This window comes from Maribacter sp. 1_MG-2023 (assembly GCF_030547005.1).
GTDB lineage: Bacteria > Bacteroidota > Bacteroidia > Flavobacteriales > Flavobacteriaceae > Maribacter.
The window spans coordinates 657,453-671,654 of the sequence record NZ_JAUOPN010000001.1; the positions used below are offsets into that span (position 1 = coordinate 657,453).

A 14,202-nucleotide genomic window follows, 5' to 3' on the forward strand; every position below is an offset into this window, starting at 1 on the left:
CCACGCTCTTTTAAGACAATAAACGATAGCTTCAAGAGAGGCATCTAATTAATCATAATCAGAGTTGACTATAATAGAAGTAACCTCATAAAGACAGGTAAGTTCTTTTACACGTTCCTTTAGTTTATCCTCTGTTGATGTCATATCTATTATATTTCAATTGCGATATATAAAGGTCTACAATATTTAGCAAGAACGGAAATAGTGAATATTCATTTTTTTTCATAAAATGCATCTTGATATAAAACGAATACAGAGCATTAAAAGCGAATAATCATATATGGAAATAGAACAGGTATTAATAATTTATTAACCTGTAAGAAGAGAATTTATAATTGATCTTAATTTTAAGATATTCTTAAGATTTGTTTTGTAGGAATTTTTTGGTTAACCAATTTAAGGTGCGCCTGATTTTTACACTTGTTAACAAAGATTTAGGTAAAATTAGAATTTGAATATTTAGGCTTGTAATACCCGTAAATATTGGGTTTTGCTTAAAAATCACTTTTTAGAGGAGTCTTCCTATTTAAAGTGTGCTCTCGAAAAGACTGGTGTAGTTGACTTCATCGATAAAAAGCAATAAAAATCTATAATCTCACCAACAAAATTCGTCGATTCTCATACAACAAAGTTCATTTCACAACAAAAAATATAGTACGGCTAAATTCGTAATTACATTTGTCTCTATAACAAATGTTTTGTAGTCTAATACCTACTTAGGTGGTAGTCTTTAAAATGTAAACACTAACCCCGAGTATGAAGTTTTCCATTAAAATTTTCTTTTTGTCCATGCTATTAATGCTGTTATATTCTAATGATATACAGGCGCAGATAGATAGTAATCGATATACCGTACTTCTCTCCCCAGATAATTTGCCAACTTGTGGAGATGGCGCTTCTTTTGAAGAGGTGACAGTTAGCGGTAAGAATCCAACTTGTAGAGATTTCAGTATTACTTTTGATTTACCAGATGGTGTGGAGTACGTTGCCAATTCGGCGAGTATTACTTCGCAATCAGGTTCTGGTGATTATGTTCTTACAGTTGGTGGCACACCCACTGATCCTGTTTTTACAATTTTACGGCCTGGAGATGCTTTTTGGCAGGTTAGTGATGAAGTGGTATTTAGGTTCAATAGAAGCGCAAGTTGCGACGCTGTTCAATTTTTAAACTCGGGCGGTTTATTTAAAGATGCCCACACCATTAACTTTATAGATCAAGGTGGTGCAAATTCAGATTCAGATTCAGATATTACTGTTTCGTCATATCCATTATTAGCTGCTTCTTTAAATATTTCAGCTATAGCTACTGTCAATGCAAATGTTGGCGAAACGTATACTAGAGATATTACAATTGCGCAAGGTGGTAATGGTTGTACAGAAACATTTACATATAATGTAGATGTAGGTGAAGATGTAGATGATATATATGAATTGTCATATGGAGGAACACCTTTAACTCCTGTTTCAACGGTTGGTCAAGTATTGACTTATGAAATTGATTTAAACGCAGCTCCTTTTGCAGGAGTTGTCGGCAATAATGATAATTGCTTTGATAATGGTGAGGTTATTGTATTTCAAGAAGAGTTTAGAGTAGATGATTGTGTAGATACTGCTATAGTCCATAATACCTATTGGGGTTGTAATGCTGGCGAAACTTGCCAGGCTGCAGCTCCACAGACCGGGTCATTGAATTTTGGTGCAAATGTACCGGATATTGAAGTAACCAAAGTTGGGTCTACAAATCCTGACTTATGCGAAGCGGTTACATATACCGTGAGAATCGAAAATACAAATGCCACTGCTGGTTCAATGGCTTTGGATGTTGGTATTAATTTGGGTAGAGGTGCAAATGGAAGTCCGGTTTCAACAGCGGATTCTAATCCTTTATGGGGCTATGAGCGCTTTGAAACTCGACAATTTTCAAATTTTAGATTTGGAACAAACCCTACTTTCACACCTAATAATGTCACGAGTGATTCTTACGCAACTACTACAACGAACGTAATACCTCCAAACTTTTTCACATCGGATCCTGATGGGGCCGGTGGCTTTGACGATTTAGATAATGACGGGTATTATGATGATTTACCTCCTGGTGAATCAACAGAACTTTCTTTTGATTTTGAATTGACACCTAAGGATAATTGTGGTACCGGCAGGTTTGATTATCTGGAATGGGAGCATACCTATTTTGATGTGTTTTTTAAAGACCAATGTAAAAGTGATCGAATTCCAGAACGAATAGACTTAAATTACTTCAATATCATTAGGGATTATAGAAGTGTAACAGAAATTGATGCGCCAACAGATATTGTAAATAATGAAGATTTTACAATAGCAATTGCTCCATCAATGCAGGCTAATGGAACGGGAACACCAACGATCGACGGAGATGCTATATTTGCAGATAATGGTAATACGGAATGGAGTATTACCATAGAAGTGCCAACGGGTATGTCATTGCAACCTTCTGCTTCTTCAGAATTTACACAAACAGGTAATACTATTACCTATACAACTACTACCATCAATAACGTTAGTGTTGAATTTAAGGATTGGGTAGAATTCCCATTAACTTTTTCGTGTGGTCCTAACGGTATACAAGCAATACCTTACACAACAAATTTTAAAGCAACCGGCTCTAGTGGAACATGTTGGGATCAAGATATTCATTGTGGCGTAATTAATATATATACCCATTGCCCAGGTCCATGTGTTGGTCCTGCAATTGAAGGTTTTGATGCTAAAAGAATTACAGCCGGATGGACGGATGAAACCATGTCTACAAAAGTAGTTTTAGATGACAACACAGGCGGTCTTAACAAATATATGGCAGGTGATCAAATGCAGATTACTACTACAGCCTCTATTAATAATATTTCCTTAGACAATTTATATTTTGATTTAACCTATAATACACAAAGTTTGGCTGCTGGTGGGGCAGACATTATTACCCTTATAGATGCTCAGATAACCATAAACGATACACCAACTTCATCACAATCTGGTACTATTACCAATGCTCCTGTTTTAACAACTAATGGTACTACGGAACATATGTTGAGTTTTGATCTTTCAGATGATAGAACTTTAATAGGAGGAGCATATAATTATGAAGGAGATGCAAGTGAACAAGATATAGTTGAGTTGGTATTAACCTTTGAGTTCAGCAAAGATTTTGATGATATTGATTATTATGAACTAACTAATTTAAGGGGAGAGTTCTTTGGATTCACAGATCATCCTGCAAATACAGCCGCAAATAGAGTGGGTTGTGATACTTGGGGAGATAGGGCATTTTATTCTAGACCACGTATAAACCATAGTAATCAATCTAGATCAACTAATGGTTGTACCCCATCTAACGGTGTGCTATACTGGACACATAATATGGGACCAGATGATATGCACCCAGATGAATATAGACCAACAACTATCTGGACAAATACCGTAGTTGATATTCCGGAAGGAGCAAGATTTACAGGGAATATAACTTCTGTACAGTTTGAAAGTAGTACTTATTCAACAGCAACAGGCGAGTTCATAGCTACCGAAAGTAATGGACAAATAATAATTACCCCAGGACCAGGTTTTGTTAATCTGGATCAGACTTCTTTGATTCAACCTAGATTTTTCGTGGAGTTTATGGGTACATGTGAATCTCCTGCTTCAGTTCAATATCAATACACGATAAATTTTGAAAATTTCGCGTATACCGATGCTCCAGAAGCGGCAAGCATTTCGGGTACTAATACTTTTACTTATACTCAACCAACTTTTATTGTACAATCACCGGCACCAACGGTTAACGGGGATGCGTATACGGTAGATTTTGATACTAACATAAGTAATACTAGCCCAGAAGATGTAGACTATAATTGGTTACAGGTTACTTCACCAGTAGGTATTAATATTACAGGCGCATTTTCTGTTGCTGCAGGTGTTGAAACACCAGTTAACTATTACCAATCAGGAGATAAAACTTGGATTGAAGCTGGTACTGTTGCATCGGGTGCTACAAAATCTTTACGATTTAAAGCAGACTTTGAAGATTGTACGGATTTAACAGTACTTGTAGAGCATGGTTGGGATTGTTCAGGTTATCCTGGCTATCCAGATACCAATGTAGATATAACAGATTATCAATCGGTAGGGGCAACGTGTTATCAAAATTCTACCTCTATAACTTTAGAGCCTAAAGGTTCACAAGTTCAGGTAGCTATTACAAATCAACCAAATACACCACAAGATTTGTGTACGCCGTTTCATATTAATGTAGATGTAATTAGTGCGCAATTGGCAGATTTAGTTTTTCCGTCATTACAGTTTGCTATTCCTGGTGGTGATGGTGGTATTTCTATTGTAAGTACTAATGTTACTTATCCTAAAGGTTCTACTGATCCACTTGATACTCAACCGGTAACTGTTACTATAGAGAATGGTATTGCTAAAGTAAATTTATTAGAGCATACCAATATACTAGCGTTGAATGGTATAGCGGGTAACCCTGCAGTCAACTCTATAGATGAAAGAACTGCAGATGTTGATCTTGAAATTCAATTAGAGTGCGATTTTATATCAAATTCTGAATTTACCTTTAAAGTTTATGGAGAAGAACCATGTGGTGATATTGCTGCTGGTAACGGTTCTAGAATAGTTTCTAATTCTATACAAGCTTTAGGTGCAGTCGCTCCTTACACAACTTTTAGTGTAATAAACCTTCCAGGTTTTGGAGCGCCAATACAAGGTTGTGGAGTTACAGACAATATATCTGTAAATACTACTATAAGTGGTGGCACAACAGGAATATCTGATTTCGGAAGGATAACCTTACGTTCAGGTATAGAATATGTTGCCGGTTCTTTCACCAGTGCAGATGGAGCAACGTTTGTTAGTATTGCTACAGTAGGTGATCATCAAGAATTTATATTGGAATATCCGGCGGGTGTCGTTGATGGAAATTCTATAGCTTTTGACTTTGATTTTATAACTACCGATGAAGGTATATGTGATGATACGGCAGAAGTGCAGATAGTAAATTATGTAACTGTAGGTGGTATTACTTGTTCAACAACTAATTGTGCAGATTTTCAAGTAGCAACAGGTTTCTCATATGAAATAATGCCTTTAGAAAAACCAATTTTGGTTGGTACGGCAAATGATAGCTTCTTTTCTGTTGATACCAGTAATAATTACGAATATCATTTATCGTTAGATATTGAAAATACTGCGCTTGTAGATGCAGATGCCGGTTATGCTTATAGTGTATACTGTGCAGATGTAAATGGAGATATTGATGGTGTTGCTATCTCAACAGGTACAATAGCTGATGCTATCCCTAATTCGTCTACAATTACAGATGAAATTATATTTACTACTGTTGGTGCCGCTTGTTCAGGTACGAACTTTATAGTAGAGTTTTTACCTTCTAGTACCAATTGTCAGTGCGAGGCTATTTTGATTCCCGTTTCTGTAGCTTCAGGAGCTCCATTAGATTTAGATGATGATAATGATGGTATACCTGATGTTATTGAGGTTTATAATGGCGATGCTGATGGTGACGGAACTTTAGATTATGAAGATCCAGATTTCTGTGCCGCTACTTTTGATGGTGTTAACGGATGGGATTGTGCAACAATGGGCTTACCTGATCCAGATGATGATTTAGATGGCGATGGTACTCCAAACTACTATGACACAGATTTTCCAACTTGCGGCGGATTAAATGCAAATGGTATATGTATCAATTTTGATACAGATGGCGATGGTGTTCCAAATCAATTAGACCTAGATTCTGACAATGACGGTATTACTGATATTGTTGAGAGTGGTTCTGGTAATATAGATGCAGACGGTGATGGTGTTCTTGATAATATTACGGATATAGATAATGACGGACTTGCAGATGTAGTGGATAATGATACTACAGATGGTCCAGAAGGTAGTGCACCTTGTACACCACAAAATGGTTGTGTACAAGTAAATTCAACTTCAAATGTTTTTGATACAGATGGTGATGGTACTACTGATCATAGTGGAGATTTTGATGGTGACGGTATACTTAATGCTTACGATTTAGATAGTGATAATGACGGTATTTTAGATATGGTAGAAGCACAAACTACAAGTGGCTTTAATACCCCGGGTGCTATAGACCCATTAACAGGTATTCCTGTTGTTGGTACAGATACAGATGGGATTGATCCAATTGATACAGATGGTGACGGTTATCCAGATTACTTAGATTTAGATGCAGATAACGATGGTATTACAGATACTTTAGAAGCTGGCGGCGAAGATGCTGATGGCGATGGAGCTGTAGATAGTTTTATTGATGCAGATGGTAACGGTGTTGCCGACAGTGTTGATGCTACGCCTTTACCAGATGAAGATTCTGATAATGACGGAATTCTAGACCGATTAGATTTAGATTCTGATAATGACGGAATTACAGATACTATAGAAGCTGGTGGTATGGATGGTGACGGTGATGGTATTATTGACACTTTCATGACCGATACGGATAATGACGGACTTGCCGATAGTGTAGATCCAGTTGGTCCTACGACTCCTGGTACACCAATTCCAAATCCAGATACAGATAATGATGGCTTGGATGATAGGATAGATTTAGATTCAGAAAACGATGGTATTCCAGATGTAATTGAAGCTGGGGGTGAAGATCCAGACAATGATGGTAGAATTGGAACAGGTCCAATTACAGATACAGATGGTGACGGACTTTCAGATATTGTAGATCCAGATGACAATACAGATCCTGCCTTAGGAGATGGTCCAGGTACACCTTTACCAATCGATAATTTTGATGGAGATAGTGTTCCAAATCATTTAGATATAGATTCAGATAATGATGGTATTACAGATACTACAGAAGCTGGTGGTCTTGATGTTAATGGTGATGGTCTAGTAGATGGTTTCGATGATACCGCTACAACAGATGGTTGGGATGATGCTACGGCTTTATCTCCACTTCCAATACCAAATACAGATGGTACAGGTGGTGTAAACTACTTAGATATCGATGCTGATGATGATGGTATTCCAGATAACGTAGAAGCACAGACAACTGCCGGGTATATTGCCCCTGCAGCTGCTGAAGCTGCTAACGGATTAGATACCAACTACCCGACTGGTTTAACTCCTGTAAGTACAGATGGTGATTTAATTCCAGATTATTTAGATAGTGATTCTGATAATGATGGTGTTAGTGATGTAGAGGAAGCTGGTCAAGGAACAATCATAGATCCTTTAGCTGATGCTGATGCAGATGGCTTGAACGATGCTTTTGATGATACTCCAGGTAACGATGTAAATAATGATTTAGACACTGGTGCAATTGCAACAGATAATGTAGATGATTTAGATACTGCAGAGGTTGATTTTAGATCGATATTAGATTCTGATAACGATGGTATTATGGATACTGTTGATATTGATGATGATAATGACGGAATCTTAGATGTTGATGAACTTAATTGTGCTTCTGGATTCATAGATTTAGGTCAGACATTTGCGAGTACAGATGATCCTGGAGCAATCAATACTGTATATAGTTATGGTGGAGCTACAACTAATTTTGGCTTTGACCTTTTAGGTACAACAACTTGGAATTCTGGAGTAAGGAATCAAAGTAATGGTGCTATTTCTGGCGCATATATTAATGTACAACCTAACAATACAGATTTTCCAAATGGAGATGTTGCAGTATATACAATAACTTTTCTTAACGGTCCCGTACACAATTTACAATTTAAATGGGGAGGCCTAGATAACGATGATAGAGCCGATTTTTCAGCGAAGAATGAAGGAATCAATGTACCGGTTACAATTAATGACATCAATCTAGGAACTAATTTAACCATTAGCGGGCAAACTGCTATTAGTTCGGCAAGTGGATCAAATGCTCCAAACAATAGCGTAGCAATAACCATAGATGGTCCAATAACTGAATTAACAATCACCTGTGCTAAAAATAATACTGTAGATATTGGAAACGTAACCATGCAATTATATGAACTCTTATATTGTGTAGAAAAGGATACAGACGGAGACGGTATTCCAGATAGTATTGACTTAGATTCAGATAATGATGGTATTCCAGATTCAATAGAAGCTGGTGGTACTGATGATGATGGTGACGGTCATATAGACTACCCAATAGCTGGTGACCCAACATCTATGACAGATACCAATAATGATGGTCTAGCAGATGAAATTGCAACAACTCCTTTACCAGATGAGGATTCTGATGGTGATGGTATCGAGGATAGAATAGATTTAGATTCTGATAACGATGGTATTCCAGATGTAACAGAAGCTGGTGGTATGGATGGTGACGGTGATGGTATCATTGACACGTTCATGACCGACACGGATAATGACGGACTTGCCGATAGTGTAGATCCTGCAGATGCTACAACTCCTGGTACGCCTTTAGAGAATCCTGATACTGATGGTGACGGATTTGATGATAGAATTGATACAGACTCTGATAACGATGGTATTCCAGATGTAACAGAAGCAGGTGGTTCAGATCCAGATAACGATGGTGTTATCGGAACAGGAACTATTGCTGATGCAGATGGTGACGGACTTTCAGATATCGTGGATACAGATGATAATACAACTCCTGCAACTACAGATGGTCCAGGTACAGCTTTACCAATAGATAATTTTGATGGTGATGCTAATCCTAACCACTTAGATATAGATGCTGATAATGATGGTATTCTAGATGTAGTTGAAAATGGTACAGGTGCTTTAGACACCAATAATGATGGAGCTATTGACAGTACTGATGATGTATTTTTAGATGCAAATGATAATGGTCAAGCTGATGCTACAGAAGGTACAGCCCCATTAAATACAGATACAACAGGTGGTGCAAACTATATTGATATAGATGCAGATGATGATGGTATTCCGGATAATGTTGAAGCACAACCAACGGCAGCTTATGTTGAGCCAGATGATACTTTTGACGCTGAAGGTTTAGATACCCAATATGCAGGTGGTATAACACCAGAAGATACGGACAATGATTTAATTCCAGATTACTTGGATCCTGATTCTGACGATGATGGTACGCCAGATATTATTGAAGCCGGACAAGGAACTATGACTGATCCTTTAGCCGATGCAGATAATGACGGATTGAACGATTCCTTTGATGATACACCGGGTACAGATGTAAACAATGATTTAGATACAGGTGCAATCACTACGGATAACGAAGATGATTTGGATACAGACGAGGTAGATTTCAGATCTATATTGGATCGCGACCAAGATGGTATTATGGATATCGTTGATTTGGATGATGACAATGATGGTATCTCGGATTTAGATGAGTCGAACGGGGTTGACCCAAGTGCAGATGATGATAATGATGGTATCGTAAATTATTTAGATGACGATCCTGCTGATCAACTAGTTGGGGATGTGAACGGAACTGTAGAGCCGGCATTCGATTTTGACGGTGACGGTATACCTAATCACTTTGATATCGATGCGGATAATGACGGAATCTTTGATGTATATGAAGCTGGTAATGATGTATTAGATACCAACAATGACGGAGTTATTGATGGTGTTGATGACAATTTTGAAGACAATAATAATGATGGTCAAGCAGATAGTTCAGAAGGTACAACGCCACTGAATACCGATACTACAGGGAATGCAGATTTCTTAGATATCGATGCCGATGATGATGGTATTCCAGATAACGTAGAGGCACAACCTACAACAGGTTATATTGTTCCTGCAGATGCATTCAACAGAGATGGTGTTGATACAAATTATCCTAATGGTCTAAGACCAGAGGATACAGATACAGATTTAACGCCTGATTATATAGATGCAGATTCTGATGCTGATGGTACGCCAGATGTCATAGAAGCTGGTCAAGGTGCAATTACAGACCCATTGGCTGATGCCGACGGTGACGGATTGAATGATGCTTATGATGATACTCCTGGTAATGATGTAAACAATGATTTGGATACTGGTGCAATAGCAACGGATAACGAAGATGATTTAGATACCGCTGAGGTGGATTTCAGATCTATATTAGATCGTGACCAAGATGGTATTATGGATATTGTTGATCTAGATGATGACAATGATGGTATCTCAGACTTAGATGAGTCTAACGGGGTTGACCCAAGTGCAGATGATGATAATGATGGCATCGTAAATTATTTAGATGACGATCCTGCAGACCCATTAGTTGGTGATGTGAACGGAACTGTAGAGCCGGCATTCGATTTTGATGGTGACGGTATTCCTAACCATTTTGATATCGATGCAGATAATGACGGAATCTTTGATGTATATGAAGCTGGTAATGATGCTTTAGATACGAACAATGACGGAGTTATTGATGGTGTTGATACTGGTTTTGAAGACAACAATAATGATGGTCAGGCAGATAGTTCAGAAGGTACAACACCACTGAATACCGATACAACCGGAAATGCAGATTTCTTGGATATCGATGCAGATGATGATGGTATTCCAGATAACGTAGAGGCACAACCTACAACAGGTTATATTGTTCCTGCAGATGCATTCAACAGAGATGGTGTTGATACAAATTATCCTAATGGTCTAAGACCAGAGGATACAGATACAGATTTAACTCCAGATTATTTAGACTTGGATTCTGAAAACGACGGAATTAGTGATGTATTAGAAGCGGGTCAAGGTACGTTAACAGATCCTTTAGCAGATGCTGATGGTGACGGATTGAACGATGCTTTTGATGATACCCCTGGTAATGATGTAAATAATGATTTGGATACTGGTGCAATAGCAACGGATAACGAAGATGATACAGATTTGACAGAAGTTGATTTTAGATCGGTATTGGATTTCGATCAAGATGGTATTCCAGATACGGTAGACCTTGATGACGATAACGATGGTATCTCAGATTTAGATGAAGCTAACGGAATCGATCCAAGTGCAGATGATGATAATGATGGTGTTCCAAATCATTCTGATGACGATCCTAACGATCCATTAGTAGGTGATGTAAACGGAACAACGGAACCAGCGTTTGATTTTGACGGTGATGGTATTCCTAATCACTTTGATATCGATGCAGATAATGACGGAATATTTGATGTATATGAAGCGGGTAATGATGCTTTAGATACGAACAATGACGGAGTTATTGATGGTGTTGATACTGGTTTTGAAGACAACAATAATGATGGTCAGGCAGATAGTTCAGAAGGTACAACACCACTGAATACCGATACAACCGGAAATGCAGATTTCTTGGATATCGATGCTGATGACGATGGTATTCCAGATAACGTAGAAGCACAACCTACAACAGGTTATGTTGTTCCTGCCGATACTTTTAGTCTAAATGGTGTAGATACAAACTACCCGAACGGATTAAGACCTGAGGATACGGATACAGATTTAACTCCTGATTATTTGGATGATGATTCTGATAACGATGGTATTAGTGATGCATTAGAAGCTGGACAAGGAACTCTTGTAGATCCTTTGGCAGATGCTGATAATGACGGATTAAATGATGCCTTTGATGATACACCGGGTAATGATGTAAACAATGATTTGGATACAGGAGCAATAGCAACGGATAACGTAGATGATGCAGATGTAGTTGAGGTAGACTTTAGGTCAATGCTAGATACTGATCAAGATGGTATACCAGATACGGTTGACCTTGATGATGATAACGATAGTATCTCAGATTTAGATGAGGCTAACGGAATCGACCCAAGTGCAGATGATGATAATGATGGTGTTCCAAACCATTCTGATGACGATCCTAACGATCCATTGGTTGGTGATGTAAACGGAACAACGGAACCAGCGTTCGATTTTGATGGTGATGGTATTCCTAACCACTTTGATATTGATGCTGATAATGATGGTATCGTAGATGTTGTGGAAGCTGGTAACGGTGACCTTGATACAAATAATGATGGTGTTATTGATGGTCTTGATACTGGTTTCGCTGATACTGATGATAACGGTCAGGCTGATGATTCAGAAGGAACGACTCCACCAAATACCGATGGTACAGGTGAAGCTAACTTCTTGGATATCGATGCTGATGATGATGGTATTCCAGATAACGTAGAAGCACAACCTACTGATGCGTATATCGTACCAGCAGATGCTTTTGATGCAACCGGATTAGATACCAATTACCCAGGTGGAATTGAGCCGGAAGATACAGATATGGATGGTATTCCTGATTATTTGGATGACGACTCAGATGCCGATGGTGTTTCTGATGCTCTTGAAGCGGGACAAGGAACGTTAACTGATCCTTTAGCCGATGCTGACGGAGATGGTCTAAACGATGCCTATGATGATACTGTTGGTAATGATGTCAACAATGATCTGGATACTGGAGCAATCGCAACGGATAACGAGGATGATGCCGATTTAACTCAGGTAGATTTTAGAGATATCTTAGATTTCGATCAAGATGGTATTCCTGATACAATTGATTTGGATGACGATAACGATGGTATAGCTGATTTAGTGGAGACCAACGGAATCGATCCAAGTGCAGATGATGATAATGATGGTGTTCCAAACCATTCCGATGATGATCCTAACGATCCATTAATTGGCGATGTAAATGGAACAACAGAACCAGCGTTTGATTTTGATGGTGACGGAATTCCTAACCACTTTGATATTGATGCCGATAATGATGGTATTACAGATGTAGTGGAATCAGGTAACGGTGCACTTGATACAAACAATGACGGTGTTATAGATGCTGACGATTCTGGTTTTGCTGATGCAAATACTGATGGTCAAGCAGATAGTTCAGAAGGAACGACTCCACCAAATACCGATGGTACAGGTGAAGCTAACTTCTTGGATATCGATGCCGATGATGACGGTATTCCAGATAACGTAGAAGCACAGCCTACCTTGGCGTATGTTGTTCCTGCCGATGCTTTTAATGAAGTAGGGTTGGATATCAACTATCCAGGTGGATTGGTTCCAGAAGATACGGACGGAGACGGAACTCCAGATTATTTGGACCTTGATTCTGAAGATGACGGTGTGCTAGATATTGATGAAACAGATGAGGGTACTTTTACAGGTGTTGATTCTGATAATGATGGATTGGATGACGGCTTTGACAGGACTCCTGGTAACGATGTAAACAATGATTTGGATACGGGTGCCGATGGTACTGATAATGATGACGACGCTACTACACCAGAAGTAAACTTTAGAGAAATAGGTGATAGTGATGGTGATGGTGTTCTTGATACGCAAGAAGAAGCAGATGGTACAGATAAGAATGACCCTTGTGATTACGTAATAGAAAATATTACGCTTGATTTCTCAGGTGATTACTTAGTTGCCGATTGTGATGGTGACGGAGTAATCAATGGCCAAGAGCTTGAAGATGATACCAACCCGGAAGATCCTTGCGATTATGATGAAGGTAGCATAACCTTGGAACAAGGTGGTGATTATTTGATTTCCGATTGTGATGAAGATGGTTTGACCACTTCTCAAGAATTGGCGATCGGTACGGATCCAGATGTTGCAGATACCGATGGAGATACTATCGTAGACGGTCAAGAGATAATGGATGGTACAGACCCTTTAAATCCATGTGACTCTTTAAATGGAGTTCCAACACTTGAAGCTGGTTGTGATCCAGAATTGGTCGCGACAGGTATTTCTGTTATCAATGAAATTATAACTCCAGATGGCGATGGTATCAATGATGAGTTCTTGGTCGATAATATCGAGTCTTATCCTAATAACACGGTTCAAATTTACAACCGTTGGGGTATCATAGTATACGAGATGATTGGTTATGACAATGTTACGAACACTTTTAAAGGAGTTTCTAACGGCAGGGTTACGATCAGCCAAGATTCGGAGTTACCGGTCGGCGTCTATTTCTATATCATCAAGTACGATAACAATGGAGACAACCTGAACAAGTCGGGTTACCTATACATAAACAGATAAAAAAATTCCCCTTAAAATAGATACGATGAACAAATATTTTCTAACCATTATAATTACCGTTGCGGGACTCTTTATGGGCCATGCCCAACAAGACGCGCAATACACGCAGTACATGTACAATACGATATCGGTGAACCCTGCGTATGCAGGTTCACGGGGAGTGTTGAGCATAGCGGC

Annotated in this window: 2 protein-coding genes; both read left to right on the plus strand. The window is 38.6% G+C overall.

The features are described 5' to 3' along the window. The first annotated feature begins 756 nt into the window (after positions 1-756). Positions 757-14,025, plus strand: coding sequence for a gliding motility-associated C-terminal domain-containing protein (locus Q4500_RS02915; protein ID WP_303598243.1), 13,269 nt, complete (start codon positions 757-759; stop codon positions 14,023-14,025). Between the two features lie 25 nt (positions 14,026-14,050). After that, positions 14,051-14,202: type IX secretion system membrane protein PorP/SprF (locus Q4500_RS02920; protein WP_303598255.1), on the plus strand; the 152-nt coding region annotated here is incomplete at its 3' end.

What these genes read in the sequence shown, in the direction of transcription:
- Q4500_RS02915 (WP_303598243.1), top strand. Translation starts at nt 757, where the DNA reads ATGAAGTTTTCCATTAAAATTTTCTTTTTGTCCATGCTATTAATGCTG.